The sequence below is a fragment of the Achromobacter denitrificans NBRC 15125 genome (genome assembly GCF_001571365.1).
In the GTDB taxonomy this organism is placed as follows: domain Bacteria; phylum Pseudomonadota; class Gammaproteobacteria; order Burkholderiales; family Burkholderiaceae_B; genus Achromobacter; species Achromobacter denitrificans.
Genome location: NZ_BCTQ01000004.1, coordinates 136555 through 158838, shown reverse-complemented (window position 1 = coordinate 158838; position 22284 = coordinate 136555). Strand labels below are relative to the sequence as shown.

General features: G+C 68.6%; 21 protein-coding genes, 1 pseudogene and 1 riboswitch. Of the genes and pseudogenes, 14 read left to right on the top strand and 8 right to left on the bottom strand.

The window, feature by feature from the left end; all coding sequences use genetic code 11:
- Window positions 1-68 precede the first annotated feature (68 nt).
- Both ADE01S_RS05500 and ADE01S_RS05495 read right to left on the bottom strand, forming a co-directional pair.
- A complete protein-coding gene (locus tag ADE01S_RS05500; RefSeq protein WP_075873280.1) occupies window positions 69-848 on the bottom strand; it encodes a M15 family metallopeptidase in 780 nt (259 codons plus the stop codon).
- A gap of 97 nt (window positions 849-945) precedes the next feature.
- Window positions 946-1740, bottom strand: a complete 795-nt coding sequence (locus ADE01S_RS05495) for a hypothetical protein (RefSeq protein WP_131828724.1) — start codon at window positions 1738-1740, stop codon at window positions 946-948.
- Window positions 1741-1881: 141 nt separating this feature from the next.
- Between ADE01S_RS05495 and ADE01S_RS05490 the strand changes: the two genes are divergently transcribed.
- The gene (locus ADE01S_RS05490) at window positions 1882-2310 is read left to right on the top strand and encodes a VOC family protein (protein WP_062680458.1); all 429 of its coding nucleotides are present in this window, start codon (window positions 1882-1884) and stop codon (window positions 2308-2310) included.
- A 67-nt stretch (window positions 2311-2377) separates the two neighbouring features.
- Here ADE01S_RS05490 and ADE01S_RS05485 read toward each other — a convergent pair whose 3' ends face one another.
- Window positions 2378-3829 (bottom strand): sodium:solute symporter family protein, encoded by a 1452-nt coding sequence (locus ADE01S_RS05485; RefSeq protein ID WP_062680457.1) that lies wholly within the window; start codon window positions 3827-3829, stop codon window positions 2378-2380.
- Between the two features lie 105 nt (window positions 3830-3934).
- A riboswitch (TPP riboswitch) is annotated at window positions 3935-4040 on the bottom strand.
- A gap of 189 nt (window positions 4041-4229) precedes the next feature.
- On the opposite strand from ADE01S_RS05485, the gene ADE01S_RS05480 reads away from it, so the two are divergent.
- Window positions 4230-5516: an LLM class flavin-dependent oxidoreductase gene (locus ADE01S_RS05480; RefSeq protein ID WP_062680456.1), complete on the top strand. Its 1287-nt coding sequence runs from the start codon at window positions 4230-4232 to the stop codon at window positions 5514-5516.
- 128 nt (window positions 5517-5644) lie between these two features.
- Here the strand turns inward: ADE01S_RS05480 and ADE01S_RS05475 are convergent, their stop codons facing one another.
- From ADE01S_RS05475 to ADE01S_RS05465, 3 genes are read right to left on the bottom strand one after another with little or no spacing between them, the layout of a single operon-like run.
- Entirely contained in the window at window positions 5645-7561 is a 1917-nt protein-coding gene (locus ADE01S_RS05475) for an esterase/lipase family protein (RefSeq protein ID WP_062680455.1), read from the bottom strand.
- Window positions 7558-8592 (bottom strand): Lnb N-terminal periplasmic domain-containing protein, encoded by a 1035-nt coding sequence (locus tag ADE01S_RS05470; RefSeq protein ID WP_062680454.1) that lies wholly within the window; start codon window positions 8590-8592, stop codon window positions 7558-7560. Before ADE01S_RS05470 ends, ADE01S_RS05475 begins: the two co-directional genes overlap by 4 nt.
- Window positions 8579-9262 carry a MarC family NAAT transporter gene (locus tag ADE01S_RS05465; protein WP_062680453.1) on the bottom strand — a complete coding sequence of 228 codons (684 nt, stop codon included), beginning with the start codon at window positions 9260-9262 and terminating at the stop codon, window positions 8579-8581. The genes ADE01S_RS05470 and ADE01S_RS05465 overlap by 14 nt, the downstream gene beginning before the upstream one ends.
- Window positions 9263-9408: 146 nt before the next feature.
- Between ADE01S_RS05465 and ADE01S_RS05460 the strand changes: the two genes are divergently transcribed.
- Entirely contained in the window at window positions 9409-10047 is a 639-nt protein-coding gene (locus tag ADE01S_RS05460; RefSeq protein WP_062680452.1) for a TetR/AcrR family transcriptional regulator, read from the top strand.
- Here ADE01S_RS05460 and ADE01S_RS05455 read toward each other — a convergent pair.
- On the bottom strand, window positions 10044-11267 hold the full coding sequence (locus ADE01S_RS05455) for an MFS transporter (RefSeq protein WP_062680451.1): 1224 nt from the start codon (window positions 11265-11267) through the stop codon (window positions 10044-10046). The two genes, ADE01S_RS05460 and ADE01S_RS05455, sit on opposite strands and share 4 nt — an antisense overlap.
- 105 nt (window positions 11268-11372) lie before the next feature.
- Here ADE01S_RS05455 and ADE01S_RS05450 point away from each other — a divergent pair, with 105 nt between their 5' ends.
- The 11 genes and pseudogenes from ADE01S_RS05450 (at window position 11373) to ADE01S_RS05400 (ending at window position 21841) form a co-directional block, all read left to right on the top strand.
- Complete coding sequence (locus ADE01S_RS05450; protein ID WP_082775711.1) at window positions 11373-12329, top strand: LysR family transcriptional regulator; 957 nt, start codon at window positions 11373-11375, stop codon at window positions 12327-12329.
- 105 nt (window positions 12330-12434) lie between these two features.
- A complete protein-coding gene (gene hutG, locus ADE01S_RS05445; protein ID WP_062680450.1) occupies window positions 12435-13238 on the top strand; it encodes an N-formylglutamate deformylase in 804 nt (267 codons plus the stop codon).
- Between the two features lie 50 nt (window positions 13239-13288).
- Window positions 13289-13510: pseudogene (locus ADE01S_RS05440) on the top strand (ATP-binding protein); the annotation flags it as partial.
- 214 nt (window positions 13511-13724) lie between these two features.
- Window positions 13725-14906 (top strand): ABC transporter substrate-binding protein, encoded by a 1182-nt coding sequence (locus ADE01S_RS05435; RefSeq protein ID WP_087881377.1) that lies wholly within the window; start codon window positions 13725-13727, stop codon window positions 14904-14906.
- An 86-nt stretch (window positions 14907-14992) separates the two neighbouring features.
- Window positions 14993-15850 carry a branched-chain amino acid ABC transporter permease gene (locus ADE01S_RS05430; RefSeq protein ID WP_062680448.1) on the top strand — a complete coding sequence of 286 codons (858 nt, stop codon included), beginning with the start codon at window positions 14993-14995 and terminating at the stop codon, window positions 15848-15850.
- Window positions 15847-16866 carry a branched-chain amino acid ABC transporter permease gene (locus ADE01S_RS05425; RefSeq protein ID WP_062680447.1) on the top strand — a complete coding sequence of 340 codons (1020 nt, stop codon included), beginning with the start codon at window positions 15847-15849 and terminating at the stop codon, window positions 16864-16866. The genes ADE01S_RS05430 and ADE01S_RS05425 overlap by 4 nt, the downstream gene beginning before the upstream one ends.
- Entirely contained in the window at window positions 16863-17618 is a 756-nt protein-coding gene (locus ADE01S_RS05420; RefSeq protein WP_062680446.1) for an ABC transporter ATP-binding protein, read from the top strand. The genes ADE01S_RS05425 and ADE01S_RS05420 overlap by 4 nt, the downstream gene beginning before the upstream one ends.
- Window positions 17615-18322: an ABC transporter ATP-binding protein gene (locus ADE01S_RS05415; protein ID WP_062680445.1), complete on the top strand. Its 708-nt coding sequence runs from the start codon at window positions 17615-17617 to the stop codon at window positions 18320-18322. The genes ADE01S_RS05420 and ADE01S_RS05415 overlap by 4 nt, the downstream gene beginning before the upstream one ends.
- Entirely contained in the window at window positions 18319-19557 is a 1239-nt protein-coding gene (locus ADE01S_RS05410; protein WP_062680444.1) for a thiolase family protein, read from the top strand. Before ADE01S_RS05415 ends, ADE01S_RS05410 begins: the two co-directional genes overlap by 4 nt.
- A 29-nt stretch (window positions 19558-19586) precedes the next feature.
- A complete protein-coding gene (locus ADE01S_RS05405) occupies window positions 19587-21116 on the top strand; it encodes an AMP-binding protein (protein WP_062680443.1) in 1530 nt (509 codons plus the stop codon).
- Window positions 21113-21841, top strand: a complete 729-nt coding sequence (locus ADE01S_RS05400) for a GntR family transcriptional regulator (protein WP_062680442.1) — start codon at window positions 21113-21115, stop codon at window positions 21839-21841. The genes ADE01S_RS05405 and ADE01S_RS05400 overlap by 4 nt, the downstream gene beginning before the upstream one ends.
- 12 nt (window positions 21842-21853) lie before the next feature.
- On the opposite strand, the gene ADE01S_RS05395 is transcribed toward ADE01S_RS05400, so the two are convergent.
- Window positions 21854-22276, bottom strand: coding sequence for a MaoC/PaaZ C-terminal domain-containing protein (locus ADE01S_RS05395; protein WP_082775710.1), 423 nt, complete (start codon window positions 22274-22276; stop codon window positions 21854-21856).
- Window positions 22277-22284: the final 8 nt, after the last annotated feature.

Genomic DNA, 22284 nt, shown 5'->3' with positions numbered 1-22284 from the left:
GAAAGCCATGCAGAGTAGACAGATTTTGTTACCCGCTAATGAATCGGAATAATCCTGGCCGCCCCGGCTCAAAGGATCTTGGCGACTTCGAAGTGCATCCCGTCCCTGCGGGTGAAGTGGCCGCCCCAATAGAAGCCAAACTCATGAGCGACGGGCACCAGCTTGTAGACGCTGCCTCGGGCGCCCTCCGTCGCGGGTTCCGCGCCCAGCTTGTTCCACGTGTAATTGATGTCGAAAGCCGTGCCGAAGGCATGGTTCGAGAGCACCTGATCGGCAGCCTTGCCCCTCACGAAACGGGGATCATAGGCGCCGCTATAAGTCAGCACCAGATCGAGCAAGCCCCTGTCCTCGAACGCTTTCCATAGCGCCGACAACTGCTCCGCGACCTTTCGATGGAACTGTACGACGCCGCGGGCATTTGCCCCCTCCTTTCCTCGAAGCTGCGGAACCACGACATCCACGATATTGCTGGCGTCCCATCCGTTCGTGATTCTTATTCTCTCCGGATTGTCGCGAGTGGGCGCGGGCACGAATGCCAAGGGGCCGAAAACCTGCTGGCGTTCCGCATTGTTGACCAAGGGACGAAACGACGGCCTGGGAGGATATCCGGCCTGTGTCTCGGCAAACTCCACGATCTCCAGGCCCAGGGACATCGCCTTGCCCAGGGTTCTGTTGCCGACGATACCGTCGGGTTCCAGTCCGTGCTTCGTCTGGAATTGCCTGGTTGCTTCGACCGTATCGTCGTCGAAGGTTTCCGAGGAATTGAGCGGATAGCCCTGGCCTCGTAGAAAAACCTGCCACTGGGTGACAAAGTAACCCGTCGCGCCTCGCTGAAGGAGCTTGACCATACAACCTCCGTTGAACATGAAGAAAAAACCGCCCCGCGGAACGGCTACGTCCAATGCCCACGCATAGCGGATGCCATGCGGGGTCGTCCTGCAAACGTCAGAATTTGGCGGACCCGCTCGGCTGGAAAATGAAATCGAACCCGATGCGATCGTTGTCGACGGTGTCCACGCGAATGACCGCATAGTGCTTGCCATCCCGGGACCGGACACAGTAGATGCCGCCCTTCTTGGGCTGGAACCAGTGGTGCTGGTAGCCGCCCGTAGGGCATTCGTTCACCGCGCCCAGGTTCGCAACCATCATTTCCTGAATGCCGGCCGACGCGTTCTTGTCCCAATCGGGATGTTTGAAGTCTCCGGCGTCGTAGGGCAGGAAGAAACCGGTTATCGCGCTTTTCGGTTGCTTTGCCGCCAGAATGTCGGCCAGCCCGGCGTTCCAGGCCACGATGGCCTTGGACACGAACTGATAGCCGCTCTGGTCGAAGAAGCTGAATCCGTCGCGCAGAATGACGGTGCCCTTGAGAGGCTCCGGAGGAGGAGGCACGACCAGGCTGGCAGGCCCCTTCTGTAGAACCAGCAAGAACACCGCCAAGGAGCCGCCGGCCCTGGCCCATTTCGGCAGATTGGCCTCGATGAAGCCGGGCAGCATCGCGGCCACCCCGGCCGCCGCCAGGGCGAGCACGACGTTGAAGACCTGATATTGAAGAGGGGTCGGCTCCCGGACCGCGACGGCCAGGATCAAGAGCGCGATGACGAACACCACCCCGAAGATGAAAACGGCAATTCGTTCTTGAGCTTTTGTCATCTCGCCTTTCCTCGAAAAGGAGAACAGCCGCCAGCCGGCAGGGACCGCCCAGGCTCCGGGGTTGTCGCGGACGTGGACGGGAAGCGTCATCCGGGTCCCATCACATGTAATGCCATTGCGCCGCTGGGCGCATACCTCATATTGAGTATGCTCACCGGCGAAAAGTGAGTACGCCCGCCGGAGGAAGGCGCGGTGGTACAGTCCGTCGACCCTCATCATCGGGAGCGTTTCATGGCGACACGAGAACTCCACCGCGGCCGTTTGATAGACCACATCGGGCTGGTCGTCCGCGACCTGGCCGCCAGCAAGGCGTTCTATGGCGCGGTCTTCGAGGCCTTGGGCATACCCGTGGGCGGCTCCGACGAGCACAACTTCTGGGCGGACGAGCTGTTCATCGGGTCCGTCGACAGCGACGAAGTGGAAGGCCGCTTGACCGGGCGCCATCACCTGGCGTTCCAGGCGCGCGACCGGGCGATGGTGGACGCCTTCTACATGGCCGCGATGGCGCATGGCGGCCGGGACAACGGCGCGCCGGGCGAGCGTTCCTACCATCCCGGCTACTACGCGGCGTTCGTGCTGGATCCGGACGGCAACAACATCGAGGCCGTCTTCCACGGCGAATCCGTCCGGAGCGCGGATTCGGTGCGGATTGCGCGCTGACCGGCTCCGGGCCGGAATGCAAAAGCGGCGCCCCGGAGGCGCCGCTTTTTTTCCCTGATCGTCCGGATCAGACCGTGTCCTGATCCAGCCTGCGCACGGCGGCGCTCAGGGTCGCGAAATCGAACTCCTTGCGGCCGCGCAGCAGGAAGCGCATCACGACGGTCGTGATCACCGGCACCAGCGCGGCGAGCAGGAAGGACTCCAGCAGAAAGGTCGGCTTGTCGCCAGGCGCCGGGAAGTAATACAGGCCGGCGAGCAGGCCGGTGATCGTGGCGGTGGTGGCGGTCAGGCCGTCGTGCTTGCGGCTGAAGAGGCCGTAGAACACCGGGAATGCCGCCGCCGAGCACAGCAGGTCGGCCAGCAGGAACAGGTACAGCACGCTGTAGCCCTGCGAGGCCACGATCATCACCGGGATGGCCATCAACAGCACCAGCCAGCGCGCCAGGCGCTTCATGGTCATGGATCCGGCATTGGGCATGAGGCGGCGCAGATCGACCGCGATGATGCTGGACACGGCGCTGATCGCCGTATCCGCCGTGCTCATGACCAGCGACAGGCCCAGCGGGATCAGGGCGATCACGAACCAGGCCGGCGCATGCGGCATGATGACGCTGAACAGCGCAATGGAGCTGTCGCCCTGCGGGGCCAGGCCCACGAAGGCCAGGCCGAACAGGCCCATCAGGAAAATGAAGGGCGCGACCAGCACGCCGCCCAGCAGGAAGCCGTTGCGCATGGAGCGCGCGTCGCGCGCGGCATAGATGCGCTGCCAGTTGCCCTGGTGGAAAATGCCGGTCAGCAGGATGGCCACGAAGAACGTCAGGCCGGCCTTCACGCCGACCGGGTCGGTCAGGTCCAGCAGCTGCGGCGCCTTGGCCTGCAGCGCCTCGATGGTGGGCAGCGCCCCGCCCGCCGCCTGCCAGCCGACCACGCACAGGATCACCAGCAAGGGCACGATCACCATCATCTGCACCTGGTCGGTGAAGATGGACGAGCGCAGGCCGCCGTAGGTGGTGTAGAGCAAGGTGGTGCCCATCACGATGGCCGCCGTGGCCCACAAGGGCACGGGCGCCAGCATGGTGACCAGCTTGGCGATCGCCGTGACCTCGGCCGACAGCGCGATGAAGAGATAGAACAGCATGATGAACAGCGCCAGCCCGTACATGGGGCGGCCGTAGCGGGCCATCAGGAATTCGGTGAGGGTATGCCCGTGCGGGATCAGTTCGCGCATGCGGCGCCCCAGCGGGATCATCACCAGCCGCGGCGACATCGATCCCAGCGCGTAGCCGATCACGGCCGCCAGGCCGCCCCAGGTTGCCGCCTGCGCGGGCGAGAACAGGATCCATGCGCCCAGCGTGGACGCCATCAGCGTCAGGATGGTGCCGACCGGCCCCTGGCTGTTGCGGGCCACGATGTAGTCTTCCAGCGTGCCCCGCTTGCGCCGGGTGTACAGGACGCTCGCCACCGCGAAACCGCCGGAGAACAGCAGCAGCCACATCAGGGCGACGGATTGGGTCAGCATGGGAATCGGTCCTCCCGCTTCCGGCGGGCAGCCGGACGCGCAACGCGACGGCCCCGCCCGACCAAGGGGGGCCGCAAGATGAATGGAAGTCTAGGGAGGGCGCGCGAGTCTTGCGGTGTCCTTCCCTTCGCCGGCATTACCCGGATCAGGTTCAAAGGGTTACCGCGGCAGCGCGGAATCTCAGCCCATCAGGGCTCCCCCAGGAAGTGCCGCAAGGTTAGGAGAGCGGCGCGGCAATGTCAACGCCTTTGCGCAGGCGCGCTGGCGCGCGCCCCCCGCCCGCATTTATGCTAAGTTCGCCCGCTTGCGGCACCCCTTGCGCGTCTCCGCCCGCGGGCGCGCCGAGCCCGCCCCCGTTTTCAGCCTTCCCAGCCGCCGGCCGCGCCGGACACCGACCGCCATGTTGCACCTGAATCTGTTCATTTTCGCTTGCGGCCATCACCGCGCCGCCTGGCGCCACCCGGACTCCCCCGTCGAGCGCCTGGGCGACATCCGCTATTACGAGGAACTGGCCCGCACCGCCGAACGCGGCAAACTCGACGCCATCTTCTTCGCCGACGGCCAGTCGGTCGACAACATCGGCGACGGGCCGCGCTGGTACCTGGAGCCGCTGACCACCATGGCCGCCCTCGCCCGCGCCACCACGCGCATCGGCCTGATCAGCACGGTATCGAGCACCTTTTTCACGCCCTTCCACGCGGCCCGCATGGTCGCCTCGCTGGATCACATATCCGGCGGGCGCATGGGCTGGAACGTGGTCACCTCGATGTTCGACGCCGAGGCGCGCAACCACGGCTACCCGTCCATGCCCGGGCACGACTGGCGCTATGCGCGCGCCGAAGAATTCGTGGACGTCGCGCTTCGGCTGTTCGATTCGTGGAGCGACGACGCCCTGGCCATCGACCGCGGCGGGAACTACGGCGTGCCCGACCGCGTGCGCAAGATCGATCACCACGGCGAGCACTTCCTGGTCGACGGCCCCCTGACCGTGCCGCGCCCGCCCCAGGGCCATCCCGTGCTCTTCCAGGCCGGCGCCTCCGACCAGGGCCGCGACCTAGCCGCCAGACGCGCCGAGGCCATTTATGCCGTCGCCTACGATTTGCCCGCCGCCCAGGCCTATTACCGCGACATCAAGCAGCGGGTGCTGGCCGCCGGCCGCGAGGCCTTCGTGCCCATCATGCCGGGGCTGGTCACCTATGTCGGCTCGACCGAGGCCGAGGCCCGCGCCAAGCAGCGCGAGCTGGACGAACTGCTGCCCAGCGACGCGTCGCTGCGCCAACTGGGCATGTTCGTGCTGCAGGACTGCTCGGGCTGGGAGCTGGACGCGCCGGTGCCGCCCCTGCCCCCCTTATCGGAGTTCAAGGGACCGCAGGGCCGGTACGCGACCATCCTGCGCATCATCGAGACCGAGCAGCCCACCGTCCGCCAGTTGCTCGGCTGGCTGGCGGCCGGCGGCGGCCACTGCACCATGGTCGGCACGCCCGAACAGATCGCCGACCGGATGGAGCACTGGTATCGCAACCAGGGAGCCGACGGCTTCAACCTGATGCCGCCCTCGCTGCCCGGAGGCATCGACGACTTCGTCGAGCAGGTGATCCCCGTGCTGCAACGCCGCGGGCTGTTCCGCAGGGAATACGAACACGACACCCTGCGCGGCCATCTGGGCCTCGACAGGCCGGGACGCTAGCCGGCGCGCGCGCCGTTCGCCGGCCCGCGTCGCGATCCAGTCGTAGAACACGATGCCGGGGTGGCGCAGCAACGCCGCGCCCAGCCCGCCGACGGCGATGCCCACGACGCCGATGATCAGCCAGGACGTCATGGCGCCCCCTGCCCCAACTGCAGCCTCAGGATGCGGCGCAGTTCCAGAATCGCCTGCGGCGTCTCTTGCACGCTGTGCGAATAGCGGATGATTTTCTCGGATTCGGCGCCGTCCAGGTGCGCGCTGCGGTAAGGCACCAGGCCGTCGTCCGAGTCGGCCAGCGGCACGCCGGGCGTGTCGTTCGCGATGATGCTGTGATAGCGCACCGACGGCGAAATCGGCATTCCGGCGGTCAGCTGGATGTAGCGGTCGTTCTCGCTCAGGTTGTCCACGCCGTTGGGCACGCGGACCGGGGATTCAGGCGGCGGAGCGCCGTCCGGGCCGGCCAGGCGGCTGAGCCTGGCGAACTTCCCGACCACCGCGGCCGGCAGCGTGATCAGGTTGGACAGCCAGCGCGACAGCGTGTTCTCGGCGAAGGGCGTGCCCCGGTGAGGCGCCGCGATGAACACCGCCCGCGTGATGCCGGGGAAGGCGTCGAAGCTCAGGAACGGATCGAACTCGGCATGCGCCTGTTGGAGACGGGCGTCGTCCAGCCGGCCCTGGTCGCGCAGCGCGTCCCACAGCACCGTGCCGGACGAGGACACCAGCAGCCGGCTCAGCACGCCGCCCATGCTGTGGCCGATGACCACGGCATCGCGCGAGGACTGGGCCGTGCCGGCGGGGTCGAAATGCGCCATGGTCTGGCCCAGCGCGTCGCGGATGGCGCGGTTGTTCACCGCCAGCGGCGCGTTGGTGGGGTAATAGATCTGCCAGATCTGGTAATGCTGGCGCAGCGTCTCGTCGCCCAGCACCTCATTGGCCACGTTGATCCAGGCCTCCGGGCTGCTCGCCAGGCCATGCAGCATGATGATGATGCGCCGGCCCGGATCGTAGGGCTGCAACAGGTACACGTGCGGCGCCTCGATGCCCTCCTCGCTGCCCAGCACATTGCGCAGGGCCTGCGTGGCGAAGCCGGAACGCGCGAGCCACAGGCCGTAGCCCGAGGTGAAATTCGCGGCCAGGGGCACCTGGATGCCGCCCAATTGCACGGCGTCGCGCCGGTAGGGATCGTATCCGGTCAGGGTGGCCTCCCGCGTGGCCATCACCTGTTCCAGCGTGTCGCCGGGAAAGCTCAGGATGGCCGTCACCGCCGGGAACGGCGTTTCGCTGTACGGCGTCTTGAAGGTATCGGCGTCGTTCACGCGCCGGGCCGTGACCGCCACCAGTTCGGCGCCGAAGCCGTCGCGGCGGTACATGCTGCGCAGGCCCTGGAACGTCAGGGTGGAAGCGGGCACCAGGTCCAGCGGCAGGCGCAAGCCGCGGGCAAGCTTGACTTCCGACATCTCGCCCCGCACCTGCCAGGGGCCCGCGGCCACGGCGAGGCCCGGCTCGGGCGGACGGCCGCGATACTGCTCGAACAGGCGCGTGACGGCCTGCTGCACGGCGTAGTTGTAGTAGTCGCGCACCTGGGTCTGCCGGTCCTCGAAGGCGCGGTCGCTGGGCGAGCGCGGCGTGAAGAACAGATACGCATAGGCGGCCCGCGCGGTCTGCAGATACGCATCCAGCAGCTGATCCTTTTCCGCCTTGCCGGCGGGCCGCTGCTTTTCGGCCGCCAGGGCATCCATCAGCCAGACTTCGGACAGCGTGGCCAGGCGCCGCTCGCTATCCAGCCCGTCCGTCTCCGCCAGCGACCGGGTGCAGGCGTCGCGGTCCTTGAGGCAGGCCTGCGCGTTCAGGCCCAGCACGGCCATGGCCTCGCGCGCCGACGCGCTGAGCCGGCCGGTGGTGAGCACGTCGCCACGCCGCTGGGCGATGTAGTCCTGCGTGCTGACGGAAGACACCTTGACGCCCGCGCAGCCCGCGCACAGCAACGCCGCCAGGACGGCAACGCCCCGCAGCCCCGCCGCCTGGCCGCGGCCTGGCACCGCCATCATGGCGCGCTCCTGGCGGGCGCCGCGTGGCGGATGGCGCGGGAAAACTCGACCGGGTCCGGCCCCGGCCGGGCCGGCGCGCCGATGAACGCCTGCTCGCGCAGCGCCGCCAACGGCTGGCCGCGGTCCAGCCCGCCCTGCTCGTACAGGTACTCCGGCAAGTAGCCCGACAGCAGGATGCGGTAGTCCATGGGCAAGCCCGGAACGATGGCGCGCACCATGCTGTAGACCAGCGTGGTGCAGTTGGCCGTCACCGTATGGTAGAAGCGCGGCGTATCGGCCAGTTCGTTGGCGGTGCGCACGTAGGACAGGAACAGTTCGCGCATGGCGGGCACGGGCATGCCGACCGGGTAGCGATACACGCGCTCGGCGCGCGGCCCCGCCCGCACGTAGAGAATGTCGCGCTCTTGCGCGGCGACGACGCTCAGTTCGAACTGTTTGAAGAAGCCGCCGATCTCGGAGAACTGTTCGCCGCGTTCCTTGCGGATCTCGACCGAGAACACGACCTGGCGGCCGTCGCGGAAACCGAAGGACACGAGCGTGTGCGCGATGGCCGGGCTGCCCCAGTACGACAGGACCATGTCCACGGACGCGAGCTGGTCGAGGTCGTAGCGCGCGGTTTCCCAGCGCGGCGTGTAGCGGGCATCGGTGTCCGGCTGCCAATCGAAGTTGCGCACGTTTTCCAGCGTGACGACCGACCCCGCGACGCTGCCCCGCAGCGTCCTCGCCACGTCGTCGGCCCACACCCGGTCGTTGGAGGGGGCCAGCGTCTGCCACCAGCCGCCCAGCGCGGCCAGCCCGATCAGATAGGCCCAGAGGGCGCGGCGCGGCCCCCCGCGCCACAGCGCCACCGCCGCGTACCCGCACAGCCCGGCCCAGGCGAGCACGGCCACGCCCTTGACGGCCGCGCCCGCGGGCACCCGGTAGCCCAGCGCCAGGCAGCCCCATAGCGCGGAAAATGCCAGCAACAGACTGAGCGCGGCGCGCCCTGCGATGGCAAGCGCCCGCGGCGCGGCGCGGCTAGCTCGCGCCATATTGCTGCACGATTTCCAGCACGCCGTTGATGACGAACTGCACCGCCATGCACACCAGCAGGAAGCCCATGATGCGGGAAATGGCCTCCACCCCGCCTTGGCCGATCACCGCCACGATGCGGCCGGCCGATCGCAGGCAGATCCAGAACAGCAGGCCCAGCAGGGAGAACACGATTACCGGCGTCACCGCCACCACCCACGGGGCGTAATCGTGCGCCAGCGTCGAATCGACCGAGGCCGCGCCGCTGATGATCATGGCGATGGTGCCCGGCCCCGCGGTCCCAGGCAGGGCCAGCGGCACGAACGCGATATTGGGCACCTGGCGGTTGGCCTGCGCGTCGGCCACGTCGGCCTCGGAGGCGCCGGTGTCGCCGGACGGGAACACCATGCTGAAGCCGATGCTGGCCACGATCAGCCCGCCCGCGATGCGCAGCCCCGGGATCGAAATGCCGAAGGTATGCATGATCCAGGCGCCGGCGTAGTAGGTCACCACCATGATGGCGACCACATAGAACGCCGCCTGCGTCACCTGGCGCTCGCGCTCCTTGTAGGGAATGTGCTGGCCCAGGGACAGCAGCAGCGTCATGGAAGTCAGGGGGTTGGCCAGCGGCAGCATGAGGGCCAGCCCCAAGCTCACCAGCTTGCCCAATTGGACGAGGTCGTCGGTCATCGCGGCCGCCTTTATGCGAGATGCGCGGCCCGTGCCCGGCGGCGGCGCATGAATTGCTCAACGGTGTAATGTACTATACATTACACGCCTGGCCCGATTGGCCGGCCCCATGACCGCCCCGGCAGGGCCGGAGGCAGGAGGACGAAGTGAACACGGTTTCCCACGGTCCGACGGCGCGTCCGCTGACCGGAAAAGGCGAAGCGCGGCGCGCGCGCCTGCTCGACGCGGCCGCGCAATCGCTGCTGGAACACGGCTATGCGCAGACCTCGATCCAGCGCGTGCTCCAGCAGGCCGGAGGCTCGGCGGCCACCGCCTATCAATTGTTCGGCAACAAGGAAGGCCTGCTGGCAGCCGTGCTGCAGCATGAGCTGGACGGACTGCGCGCCGCCGTGTTCCCGGATACCGTGCTGGAACCGCCCGTCGACACCGCGCTGCACGAACTGGCCGTGCGCCTGCTGGACTACGCGCTCCAGCCCAGGTCCGTGGCCTTGTATCGCCTGCTGGTATCGGAATGCCATCGCATGCCGCAATTGGCCGAAGCGCTGCGGCAGGCCGTGGAAACCCAGATCCACGCGCCGCTCGAACACTGCCTGCGCGATGCCTGCGAACGCGGCGAGTTGCGCATCGACGATCCGCGCCGCGCCGCGCTCACGCTGGGCAACCTGATCAACGGCATCGCTTCCCATGCCCGGCTGTCCGGCGGCAGCGTCGGCGGCCCCGATGCCGAACACCTGGCCGCCTGCCGCTACGGGGTGGACACCCTGCTGCGCGCCTTCCGCGCCTAGGCGCTCCCGGCCGGCCGCGCGGCGCAAGGCCCCCCTGCCCGGGCCAATATCGCCAGCGGCGCCAGCATGCACGCGGCGGCCAGCCACAGATTGGCCTGCAGGCCCAGGGCGTCCACGCTGGGCACGCCCAGCAGGGAGCCGGCGGCGATGCCCAGGTTGAACACCGCCACGAACAGCGCGGTGGCCGCTTCGACGGCCCGCGGCGCCGCCTGCATCATCCAGGTCTGCAACGCCACCGACACGCCGCCGTACGCCAATCCCCACGCGAGCAGCAGAACCACGGCCGCCGGACCGTGGCCGCCCAGCGCGCCCAGCAGCAGCAAGGTCGCGAAAAGCCCGGCCGCGATGGCCCGCAGCGTCGCGGCGGGACGGCGGGCCGCGGCGATCCCGGCGGCGAAATTGCCGGCCACGCCGGCCGCGCCATAGGCGAAGAGCAGCGGCCCGATCCAGGCCGGCCCGAATCCCGCTTGGGATTGCAGCAGCGGCCGCACATAGGTGTAGGCCATGAAATGGCCCGCGACCAGGCACAGCGTAATGAGCAGGCCCCGCCGCAAGGCGGGATTGGCCAGTTGCGACGCCAGCTGGCGCGCGCTCAGCCTGCGCTCGGCGGGCAGCGGCGGCAGGCTCAGCAGATTCAGCAGCAGCACGCCCGCGCACAACGCCGCCATGGCGCCGAAGGCCGCGCGCCATCCCGCCAGGCCGCCGATGAACGCGCCCAGCGGCACGCCCAGCACGGAAGCCACCGCCACGCCGCCGAAAATGATGGCGGTCGCCAGCCCCGCTCTCTCAGGCGCGGCCAGCCGAGCCGCCAGTCCGCCCGCGATCGCCCAGACGCCGCCGATGCAGAAACCCACCAGCACGCGCGCCGCCAGGAACCACGGCATGCTGGGCGCCAGCGCGCTGGCGGCGTTCGCCCCCGCCAGCAGCGCCAGCAGGCCGCAAAGCATGGCGCGCCGGTCCGCCCCCTTCGCCCCCACCACCACCAGCGGCGCGAACAGCGCCGCCAGGATGGCGGGCACGAACAGCATGAAGCCGCCCATGCCCACCGAGACGTCCAGCGCCGCGGTGATCGGGACGAACAGCCCCACCGGCAGCATTTCGGTCGTGACGACGCAGAACGTGGCCATGCCGACGGCCGTGACGGCCAGCCAGGAATGCCGCGCGCCCGAGGCGGGCGGCGGTTCGGGCGTGGAGGACGGGGAAAAGGCGCCGCGGGTCATGTCGAGAGATTCCAGGAAAGGCCCGAGCCGGGCCGACCCTTGAACACTCTACTGTTTCCAGCCAGCTGATAAAGTAGGCTATTCGATAAACATCAGGGACGAATCGTGCGCAATCCTCCGCTGCCCGCCGCCCGTCTGGATCACGTCGGAGACCTGCTGGCCTTCGTGCGCGTGGCCGACGCGCAGAGCTTCACCGCGGCGGCCGAGAAACTGGGCCTGTCCCGGTCCGCCATCGGCAAGTGCATCGCCCGCCTGGAACAGGGCCTGGGCGCGCGGCTGCTCCATCGCAGTACCCGCAGCGTCAGCCTCAGCGACGAGGGCCGCGTCTTCTACGAGCACGCGCTGCGCATCCTGGCCGAAGTGGAGAACGCGGCCGATGCCATGGACAGCCGCAAGCAGGCGCCGCGGGGACGGCTGCGCGTGGACCTGCCGGTATCGCTGGGCCGGCTGCACGTCATGCCGCTGCTGCGCGACTACCTGAGGGAATGGCCCGGCGTGGAGGCGGACGTCAGCTTCTCGGACGACTACATCGACCTGGTGCGCGACGGCGTCGACGTGGCGATCCGCATCGGCGGCGAGACCGACAGCCGGCTGGTGCGGCGGGTGCTGGCGCCGCACCGCCTGATCACCTGCGCCTCGCCGGGCTACCTGGACCGCCACGGCGCCCCCGCCGCCCCGGACGACCTGGCCCGCCACCAGACCCTGGCCTTTACCCACGCCGGGGCGCTGGTGCCCTGGCGCTACGCGGCCGCCGGACAGGAACGCCAGGTGCAGGTGGCGGGACGGCTGCGGATGGGCAATACGGAAGCCTTGCGCGACGCGGCGCTGGCGGGCGAAGGCATCGCCCAGCTGGGCGCCTTCCTGGTCGGCGCGGACCTGCGGGCCGGCCGCCTGGTGGCGGTGCTGGAATCCGTCGCGCCCGCCGGCGCGCCGGTATGCGCCGTCTATCCCCACCGCCGCCACCTGGCGCCCAAGGTGCGCCTCCTGATCGATGGCATCGCGCGCGCCTGGAGCGCGGGCCCGCCGTGGGCCGCCGACTCTGATTTGCATCATCCCTTATGATGATCAGCATTGCAGTTCGTAATGCAATACCGGATACCCAAGGACGCTGCCTAGCATATCCCCGCAAGCCGCCCGCGGCGCCCGTCTTTTCCCCCGGAGTCTTTCTTGAGCGATATTTACCAATTCCGCCGCGGCACCGCTCCGCTGCTCATTTCCATCCCCCACCTGGGCAGTCAGATCCCCGATGCGCAGCGCGCGCAGATGACCCCCGTCGGCCTGGAGTCGGGCGACACCGACTGGCACCTGGACACGCTGTACCGCTACGCCGAGGCCATGGGCGCCTCGATCCTGGGCGCGCGCTATTCGCGCTACGTGGTGGACCTGAACCGCCCGCCCAATGACGAAAGCCTGTATCCGGGCCAGACCAAGACCGGTCTGTGCCCGACGCAGACCTTCCGCGGCGACGCCCTCTACCTGAACGACGCCGTGCCGACGGACGCCGAACGCGCCCACCGGCTGCAGACCTACTGGCAGCCCTATCACGCCAAGCTGCGGGAAGAGCTGGACCGCATCAAGGCCGAGCACGGCACGGTGCTGCTGTGGGAAGCCCATTCGATCGCCAGCGTGCTGCCCCGCTTGTTCGAAGGCAAGCTGCCCGACCTGAACATCGGCACCGCCGACGGCGCCGCCTGCGCGCCCGACATCCTGGCTGCGGTCGAGGACGGCCTGCGCGACTGTTCGGCCTACACCTGGGCCGTCAACGGCCGCTTCAAGGGCGGCTACATCACGCGCCACTACGGCGCGCCGGCAGACAACGTCCACGCCATCCAGCTGGAAATGTGCCAGTCCACCTACATGGACGAAACGCATCCCTACGGCTATCGCGAGGACCTGGCCGAGAAGGTGATCCCGGTCGTGGAAGGGCTGGTGCGCGCCGCCCTGGACCGGACCGCCGCGCGCCAGCGCTGAATCGCGCCCCCGTTGCTGCCCGGCCCCCAGCGATGAACCGCTACAGCTTCATCGTCTTCGTCACGCACTCGATCGACGAGGCGCCGACCCTGTCCACCCGCATGGCCGTCATGGGCTCCAAGCCCGGCCGCATCGTGCAGGACATCCACAACGACCTGCCCCATCCGCGCAGCGCCGACGTGCAACTGTCGCCGCGCTTCGTGGAACTGAAGCGGGCCATCTGGGAACGCGTGCAGGAAGAAGTGACGCGCAGCATGGAGCTGGCCGTGTAGAGGCCCCGGCCGGAGCGCCCCGGCCCCCCGCAGGACCCTTTCTTGACCACTCCCGATTCCGCCCCAGGCGCCTCTCCGGCCCTGGGGCGGCGCTTTTTCATCTCCCTGATCGCGGGTATACCCCAATTATTTAGATCACAGGCTCGGCCGTAGTATATCAACTGAGCTACGTAAAACATTACGAGCCATAATGAAAAATACGTGGAGACGAAAAATGAAGACATGGAGTTCCGCCGCAAGCGGCCTGCTGGCGCTCTGCGCCCTGTTCGCGACCAGCGCGCGCGCCGCCGACCCGGACACGTTCAAGATCGGCGGCGTGGTTTCGCTGTCGGGCACCTACGGCATCTTTGGCGAAGACATGCGCAAGGGCGTCACCATCGCCATCGAGCAGCGCGGCGGCAAAGTGCTGGGCAAGCCCATCCAGGTCACCTGGGAAGACGACGAAACCAAGCCGCAGCCCGCCGTGCAGAAAACCACCCGCCTCATCTCCGACGGTTCGCAGATGATCTTCGGCGCGGTCAGTTCCGCCAGCACGCTGGCGATCATGAACATCGCCAAGCAGCGCAAGATCCCGCACCTGGTCACCATGTCCGCCGACGACAAGATCACGGTCCCGGGCGGCTCGCGCTACACGTTCCGCACCTCCAACACGCTGGGCATGGAACAACGGATGGCGCTGGCCTACACCAAGGAACAGAAGCTCAAGCGCATCTACGGCGTCACGGCCGACTACCAGGCCACGCGCGACAGCTGGGAGTGGTACCGCCGGGAGGCCGAGAAGGCCGGCATCGAAATCGTTGGCGCCGACTTCCCGCCGCTGGGCAACCGCGACTACTCGTCGATCGCCGACAAGATCGCCCGCTCCAACGCCGACGGCGTGGCGCTCTTCATGACCGGCTCGGACGCCGTCACCATGGTGAAGCAGGCCGGCCAGATCGAGCTGGGCAAGACCCGCAAGATCTTCGGCCCCGTCATCGCGGACGAGACCATGGCGGCCGGCGTGGGCCCCACGTCGGTGGGCGTGCAGTCCGGCGTGCGCTACCACTTCACGGTCGAGAACGACGCCAACAAGGCCTTCGTCGAGGCCTTCCGCAAGAAGTACAACGAGTTCCCCTCCGCCGCCGCGGGCGAGGCCTACGACGGCATGAGCTGGTGGCTGGACGTGGTCGACAAGACCGGCACCTGGGACCGGGAAAAGTGGGTCGAGGCGTTCGCCGGCAGCGTGCGCGAGAACTCCGTGGAAGGAAAGAAGAGCATGCGCGCCTGCGACCACCAGGCCATGCAGAACGGCCTGTGGGGCGTGGTGGAAGCCGGCAAGCCGCCGCAGCCCGCCTACGTGATGGACATCGTCCGCGTATTCCCGCCCGACCAGGTCTTCGAGGCCTGCGCAGGCTGACGCCCCGCTCCCGATACACCGGCCGGCCCCCGCGGGGGCCGGCCTTTCCCCCGGCGCGCCCGCGCGCCGCCTGACGGATATCTGCCATGTCCACCGTGATCATCGGCCTGAGCCTGGGAATGCTGCTGTTCCTGCTGGCGTCCGGCCTTACGCTAATCTTCGGCATGCTGGGCGTCATCAATTTCGCCCACGGCGCGCTGTACATGCTGGGCGCCTATCTCGCCTTCGACATCCAATTGCGCACCGGCTCCTTCGTGGCCGGCCTGGCCGTGGCGACGGTCGGCGTCGGCCTGGTCGGCGTCGCGATGGAGCGCCTGGCCCTGCGCCCGCTCTACGCCCGCCCCCACTTCTACCAGCTGATCCTGACCTTCGGCTTCATCCTCGTCATCAGCGAAGCGGTCAAGATCGTCTGGGGCCTGGGCTACCAGGAAACGCCGATGCCGGCGCCGCTGGCGGGCACCGTCGAGCTGGCCGGCAGCACCATCCCCGTCTACCGGCTGTTCGTGATCGCCTTCGGCCTGCTGGTTTCCGCCGCGCTCTTCTTCGTGCTGGAGAAAAGCACCTTCGGCATGCTGGTCCGCGCCGCCAGCAGCGACGGCGAGATGGTGCGCATCCTGGGCCTGCCGGCCGCCACCATCCGCAGCGCCGTGTTCGGCGTGGGCGCGGCGCTGGCCGGCCTGGCGGGCGCCATTTCCGCCCCGCTGTTCCCAATCGAACTGGGCATGGCCACCAACACCATCATCGATTGCTTCATCGTCGTCATCCTGGGCGGGCTGGGCAATATCCGGGGCGTGGTGGCGGCATCGCTGCTCATCGGCATGGTCCGCGCGGTGGGCTACACCTTCATGCCCAGCTGGGTCGACATCCTCACCTTCGCCATGCTGATCGCCACCCTGCTCACGCGTCCGCAAGGACTGTTTTCCCGTCAAGCGAGGCTGGCATGAAGACTTCCCGCCAAAATGCCGTGATCGCCGCGTGCGCCGCCGCCGTGGTGGTGGCGGTGCCCTTCTTCACCCGCAACGATTTCCTGCTCAACCTCACCATCCTCATCATGGTGTGGTCGATCTTCGCCGTGGGCTTCGACCTCGTCTTCGGCCTGCTGGGCATGGTGTCCTTCGGGCACGCCGCCTTCCTGGGCTCGGGCGGCTACGCCCTGGCCCTGGCCACGCAGCGCTACGGCCTGCCGTTCGAGGCCGGGCTGGGGCTCGCCATCGTGGCCGGCGCGGCCTGCGCCTGGATCTTCAGCGTATTCGCGCTGCGCGTCTCGGGGATCTTCTTCGCGCTGGTCACGCTGGCCCTGTCGCAGCTCATGTACATCCTGGCCGACAGCAAGCTGCGCGAATGGACCGGCGGCGCCGACGGCCTGCCCGGCATCGGCCGCCCCGAACTCGGCGGCATCGATTTCTTCGATACCGTGAATTTCTACTGGTACGTAGCGGTGGTGTTCGCGCTGGTGATGGCCCTGATGGCGATGCTGCGCGCCTCGCCCTTCGGCCGCGCGGTGGCCGGCGTGCGCCAGAACGAGATCCGCGCCAGCCAGCTGGGCTACAACGTGCAGCGCCTCAAGCAGATCACCTTCCTCGTTTCCGGCGCCGTCGGCGGCCTGGCCGGCGGCCTGCTGGCCGCCGTCCTCATGTACATGAACCCGCAGATGCTGCACTGGACCACCTCCGGCGACGTGATCATCATGACCCTGCTGGGCGGCGCCGGCACGCTCTGGGGCCCCGTGGCCGGCGTGCTGCTGTTCGAAGCGCTGAAGGAATGGCTCAGCGGCTGGACGCCCTATTGGTACGGCATCCTGGGGCTGGTCTTCATCCTGGCCACGCTGTACTTCCCGCAAGGGGTGCTGGGCGCCGTGCAGGCCCGCTGGGGCCGGGAACGATCGGCCGCGCCGGCCGGGGACGAGGACGCGTCCGCGCCCGCCGCGCCGCTGGCGCCGCGCGAAGGGAGCCTGTCATGAACGACATCGCTTTGCAGTGCGACAAGGTCAGCGTGACGTTCGGGGCGCTGCGCGCCATCGAGGACTTCAGCTACGCCTTCGAGACCGGCCGCGTCTACGGCCTGATCGGGCCGAACGGCGCGGGCAAGACCACCCTGCTCAACGTGCTGGCCGGGCATCTTCCCGGCCACGGCGGCAGCATCCTGTGCCACGGCACCGACATCTCGCGGCTGCGCGCCTACGAACGCGCCCGCCACGGCATCGGCCGCAGTTTCCAGATCACCAAGATCTTCCCGGAAATGACGGTGCTGGAGAACCTGAGGATCGCGGCGCAGATCAGCCACTCTCGGCTGCTGCCTTTCTGGCTGGCGCCGCGCTACGACCGCCGGCTGGCCGCCACCATCGACGGCATGCTGGAGCTGACCGACCTCGCGCCCTGGCGCGACGCCGTCGCCGGCACCCTGTCCTACGGCCTGCAGCGCGCGCTGGAATTGGGCCTGACCCTGTTGCCGAATCCCCGCATCCTGCTGCTGGACGAACCCCTGGCCGGCGTCGGCCACCACGAGATCGGCGCGGCCACCCGGCTGATCCGGCATGCGGCCGCCGGCCGCACCGTGCTGCTGATCGAACACAATATGGACGTCGTCATGGCGCTTTCGGAACACATCGTCGTGCTGTCCAACGGCCGCAAGGTGGCGGAAGGCCCGCCCGAGGCGATCCGGGACGACGCCACCGTGCGCGCCGTGTACCTGGGCGAAGAGGTGGCGGCATGATCGAACTGCAGCACGCCAGCGTGCACTACGGCCAGGCGCTGGCGCTCAAGGACATCACGCTGCGCGCCGCCCAGGACGAGATCGTCGCCATCGTCGGGCGCAACGGCGCCGGCAAATCCACCGTGCTGAAGACCCTGATCGGGCTGCTGCCGCTGTCCTCCGGAGGCCGCCTCGTGGCCGGCCAGGACGCCACGCGCCGCGCCGTCGAGCAGATCAGCCGCGACGGCATCGCGCTGGTGCCCGACACCCGCCGCATCTTTCCCAACCTGACCGTGCGCGAGAACCTGAAAATGGGCGCGCTCGCGCACCGGCCGGGCTACTGGACCGCGGAGCGGGTGCTGGAGGTCTTTCCCCGCCTGCAGGAACGCATCGGCTTCGACGGCGACCAGCTGTCGGGCGGCGAACAGCAGATGCTGTCGATCGCGCGCGCCCTGCTGGGCAACCCCCGCGTCCTGTTGCTGGACGAGCCCACCGAGGGCCTGGCGCCGCGCATCGTCAACGACCTGATCGAGGTGTTCGCGGAAGTGCACCGCCAGGGCACCGGCATCGTGCTGGTCGAACAGAACCTGAAAGTGCCCGCCCGCCTCGCGCATCGCCAGTACGTGCTGGACCACGGCGAAGTCGCCTGGAGCGGATCGGCCGCCGACGTCGAGGCCGACCGCCACGTCATCGAATCCATACTCACCACCGGTATCCAATCATGAGCAATCCGACCACCTACATCGCGGGCGTGGGCATCACCCGCTTCGACAAGCAGCCCGGCAAGTCCGTCAAGGACCTGGTGCGCGACGCCGTTACCCAGGCGCTGGCCGACGCGGGCTGCGACGCCGCCGGCCTGCAGGCCGCGTATTTCGCCACCGCCGGCCAGGGGTCCATCGAAGGGCAATACATGGTGGCCGGCCAGGTCGCGCTGAAAGCCATGGGCATCGCCGGCATTCCCGTCACCAACGTGGAGAACGCCTGCGCCAGCTCCAGCACGGCGCTCAACGCCGCGCACCTGTACGTGGCCTCGGGCGCGGGCGACATCTGCCTGGCCGTGGGCGTGGACAAGCTATTTTCGGAGGACAAGGCCAAGAGCTTCGCGGTCTTCGACGGCGCCTGGGACGTGCACGACGCGCCGGCGCAGATGGCGCGCCTGATGGCGCTGGCCCCCGACGTGACGCCCCCGCCCGGCTTCGAAGAGCCCGGCAAGCGCAGCGTGTTCATGGACATCTATGCCAGCCTGGCCCGGCTGCACATGAAGACCTTCGGCACCACGCAACGCCAGCTCGCGGCCGTGGCGGCCAAGAACCACATGCATTCCACGCGCAATCCGCTGGCCCAGTTCCAGTACCCGCTGACGATAGACGAGGCGCTGGCCGCGCGGCCCGTCTCCTGGCCGCTGACGCTGCCCATGTGCGCGCCCATCAGCGACGGCGCCGCCGCCGCCATCGTCTGCAACGCCCAGGGCCTCAAGCGGCTGCGGCAGTCGCGGGCGGTTCGCCTGTACGCCAGCGTGCTGCGCACCGCGACCGACCGCCCCGCCGACCGGTACGAGCGCCACCTGTGCCACCTTGCGGCGCTGGAAGCCTATGAGCGCGCCGGCGTCGGCCCGAAGGACATGTCGCTGGCGGAAGTCCACGACGCCACCGCGTTCGCGGAAATCCAGCAGACCGAGGCGCTGGGCTTTTGCGCCTTCGGCGAAGGCGGGCCGATGGCGGAATCCGGCGCCACCAGCCTGGGCGGGCGCATCCCCATCAACGTGTCCGGCGGCCTGCTGTCGCGCGGTCATCCCATCGGCGCCACGGGCCTGGCCCAGGTCCATGAAATGGTGACCCAGCTGCGCGGCGAGGCGGGCGGCCGCCAGGTCGAAGGCGCGCGTTTCGCCATCGCCGAGAACGGCGGCGGATTCAACGGCGTGGAAGAAGCGGTCACCTGCATCACCCTGCTCGGCCGTTGAACCGCGCCCCTTCCCATCCAGAGACCGCCATGCATCTCAGCTCTCTCTTTCACCGCAGCGCCCTCATGCACGCCGACCTTCCCGCGCTGGCCGCGGGCACCCGGCCCCCGCTTACCTATGCCAGGCTTCAGGCCCGGGTCGAGGCCCTGGCCGGCTGGCTGCGCGGCCCCATGGGCCTGGAGCCCGGACAACGCGTCATGCTGGCGCTGCGCAACCATCCTTCCTACATCGAATCCATGCTTGCCATCTGGCACGCCGGCCTGTGCGCCGTGCCCGTCAATGCCAAGCTGCACCCCAGGGAACTGGAGTACATCCTGCGCGACAGCGACGCGCGCCTGTGCCTCTCCCAAGGCGAAGTGTGCGAAGCGCTCGCGCCGGTCGCCCGCGACCTGGAATCCGTGCGCGTGGAGGACGTGGAGTCCGCCGCCTACGCCGCGGGCGCGGCCGGCCCCGCGCTGCCGCTGGAGCGGCGCCCGCCGCAGGAACTGGCCTGGCTCTTCTACACCAGCGGCACCACGGGCAAACCCAAGGGCGTCATGCTCAGCCACGCCAACCTGGTGGGCATGTGCCTGAACTTCTACGCCGACGTGCAGGCCGTGGCGCCCGGCGACGCCATGGTCCACGTGGCGCCGCTCTCGCATGGCGGCGGCCTCTACAGCATCCCCTACTGGCTGCACGGCGGGCTGCAGATCGTCCCGGACAGCGGCGGGCTGGACGAAGACGAGCTGGCCGCCCTGCTCACGCACTACGACAGGGTCAGCCTGTTCGCCTCCCCCACCATCGTCCAGCGCATGGTCCGCCAGGCCGACCGGGCCGGGGGGCCGCCGCCGGGCCTGCGCGCCCTGATCGTGGGCGGCGCGCCCTTCTATGTCGAGGACATCAAGGCCGCGGTCGCCTGCTTCGGGCCGCGCGTGGCGCAGATCTACGGCCAGGGGGAAAGCCCCATGTCGATCTCCGCGCTCTCGGCGGCCCAGGTGGCCGAGGCCGTCGCCCGGAACGACGACGCGCTGCTGGGCTCGGTGGGCTACGTGCAGGCCTCGATGGAGGTGGAAGTGCGCGACGGCGGCGGCCTGCCGGCGGCGCCGGGAGAGCTGGGCGAAGTGACGGTCAAGGGGCCGACGGTGATGCTGGGCTACTGGAACAACCCGCGCGCCACCGCCGACACCCTGGCCGGCGGCTGGCTCCATACCGGCGACATCGGCATCCTGGACGCCCGCGGCCTGCTGCACCTGAAGGACCGCTCCAAGGACGTCATCATCAGCGGCGGCACCAACATCTATCCCCGGGAGGTGGAGGAAGCGCTGATGCGCCACGACGCCGTCCAGGAAGTCTCGGTGGTGGGCTCGCCCGACCCGGAATGGGGCGAATCGGTGCTGGCCTTCGTGGTGCTCAAGCCCGGCGCGCAAGCGCGGGCCGAAGACCTGGACCGGCTTTGCCTGGCGTCGATCGCCCGCTTCAAGCGCCCCAAGCGCTACGTCTTCCTGGACGAGCTGCCGAAAAACAGCACGGGCAAAGTGTTAAAACGCGAACTTCAACAACGCGCGCTCCCGACTCCATGAACTCGTCCGCCCCCCTCTTCGGCCGCACCGCCGTCAGCCAGACCGAAAAGGCCTATTGCGCCCTGGAGGAAATGATCGTCACCGGGGAGTTGCCCCCCGGCAGCCAATGGTCCGAGACCACGCTGAGCGAGCGCGTGGGCATCGGCCGCTCGCCGGTGCGCGACGCGCTGCAGAAGCTGGCGTTCCAGCGGCTGGTGGAGATCGCCCCGCGCCAGGGCATCTTCATTTCGGAGATCGACTACCAGGGCCAGCTGAAGATCATCCAGGCCAGGCGGGAGATAGAGCGGCTGATCGTCGCCCAGGCCGCCCAATGGGCCGACGACGGCGAGCGCGCCGAACTGGCGCGCCTGGCCCGGGAGCTGGAAGCGCTGAAGGCCGTCAACGACATGCGCATGTACATGCGCCTGCACTTCACGCTGACCAGCCAGATCGGCGCCGCCTCGCGCAACAGCTACGCGGCCGAGTTCCACGCCATGCTCCAGACCCTGGCGCGCCGCTTCCTGTACTTCCACCAGAAGCGCCACCCCGACCTGGTGCAGATCTGCGAACTGCACATCCAGCAGATCAACGCCATCGTGGAAGGCTCGGTGGAGCGCGCGATCGCCACGGCCGAAGCCCGCAACGACTACGCCGAGAACCTGGCGCGGGACATCCTGATGGAGCTGATCGTGACGTCGGCGGTCACCATCAGTTCCCCGCCCCGCGGCAAGGGGGGCTCGGACTGAGCGGCGCGCCGGTCAGTCCTGGGCCGGCGCCACCCGTATCTTGAAATCCAGCATCAGCACTTGGTGCGCCTGCGCGTTGCTGCAATAGCCTCGGTAGCGACCGGCGACAAACGACGTGCCCGCCACAGCCTCGCTGTCCAGCCGTTCCAATGCCAGCTCGAACGATTCGCCGGGGTACGCCGGCCGCAGGAACTTGGTTTCCACCTTGAGCAGCTGAACGGGATTGTCGGCGAACTGCGCGGTGAAAGCGGCCATGGCCGCGCCCAGCACATGGATGCCGGCCAGCGGCACATCGGTGAAGCCGGCCCGCAGGGCCAGTTCGCGCGAGCTGTGAACGGGGTGCCCGCCGCCCACCGCCTGCAGATATGCGCCGTGCCGCGCATCCGGCAGCGTGAAGCCGCCGCGAAACTGCAAGGGCAACGATAAGCCAGTCATGCTGGACT

Coding starts and splice junctions, on each gene's coding strand:
- ADE01S_RS05405 (WP_062680443.1), top strand. CDS start 19,587: ATGCATCTCAGCTCTCTCTTTCACCGCAGCGCCCTCATGCACGCCGAC.
- ADE01S_RS05490 (WP_062680458.1), top strand. CDS start 1,882: ATGGCGACACGAGAACTCCACCGCGGCCGTTTGATAGACCACATCGGG.
- ADE01S_RS05415 (WP_062680445.1), top strand. CDS start 17,615: ATGATCGAACTGCAGCACGCCAGCGTGCACTACGGCCAGGCGCTGGCG.
- ADE01S_RS05425 (WP_062680447.1), top strand. CDS start 15,847: ATGAAGACTTCCCGCCAAAATGCCGTGATCGCCGCGTGCGCCGCCGCC.
- ADE01S_RS05400 (WP_062680442.1), top strand. CDS start 21,113: ATGAACTCGTCCGCCCCCCTCTTCGGCCGCACCGCCGTCAGCCAGACC.
- ADE01S_RS05475 (WP_062680455.1), bottom strand. CDS start 7,561: ATGATGGCGGTGCCAGGCCGCGGCCAGGCGGCGGGGCTGCGGGGCGTT.
- ADE01S_RS05465 (WP_062680453.1), bottom strand. CDS start 9,262: ATGACCGACGACCTCGTCCAATTGGGCAAGCTGGTGAGCTTGGGGCTG.
- ADE01S_RS05485 (WP_062680457.1), bottom strand. CDS start 3,829: ATGCTGACCCAATCCGTCGCCCTGATGTGGCTGCTGCTGTTCTCCGGC.
- ADE01S_RS05495 (WP_131828724.1), bottom strand. CDS start 1,740: ATGACGCTTCCCGTCCACGTCCGCGACAACCCCGGAGCCTGGGCGGTC.
- ADE01S_RS05420 (WP_062680446.1), top strand. CDS start 16,863: ATGAACGACATCGCTTTGCAGTGCGACAAGGTCAGCGTGACGTTCGGG.
- ADE01S_RS05480 (WP_062680456.1), top strand. CDS start 4,230: ATGTTGCACCTGAATCTGTTCATTTTCGCTTGCGGCCATCACCGCGCC.
- ADE01S_RS05435 (WP_087881377.1), top strand. CDS start 13,725: ATGAAGACATGGAGTTCCGCCGCAAGCGGCCTGCTGGCGCTCTGCGCC.
- ADE01S_RS05455 (WP_062680451.1), bottom strand. CDS start 11,267: ATGACCCGCGGCGCCTTTTCCCCGTCCTCCACGCCCGAACCGCCGCCC.
- ADE01S_RS05395 (WP_082775710.1), bottom strand. CDS start 22,276: ATGACTGGCTTATCGTTGCCCTTGCAGTTTCGCGGCGGCTTCACGCTG.
- ADE01S_RS05430 (WP_062680448.1), top strand. CDS start 14,993: ATGTCCACCGTGATCATCGGCCTGAGCCTGGGAATGCTGCTGTTCCTG.
- ADE01S_RS05500 (WP_075873280.1), bottom strand. CDS start 848: ATGGTCAAGCTCCTTCAGCGAGGCGCGACGGGTTACTTTGTCACCCAG.
- ADE01S_RS05410 (WP_062680444.1), top strand. CDS start 18,319: ATGAGCAATCCGACCACCTACATCGCGGGCGTGGGCATCACCCGCTTC.
- ADE01S_RS05470 (WP_062680454.1), bottom strand. CDS start 8,592: ATGGCGCGAGCTAGCCGCGCCGCGCCGCGGGCGCTTGCCATCGCAGGG.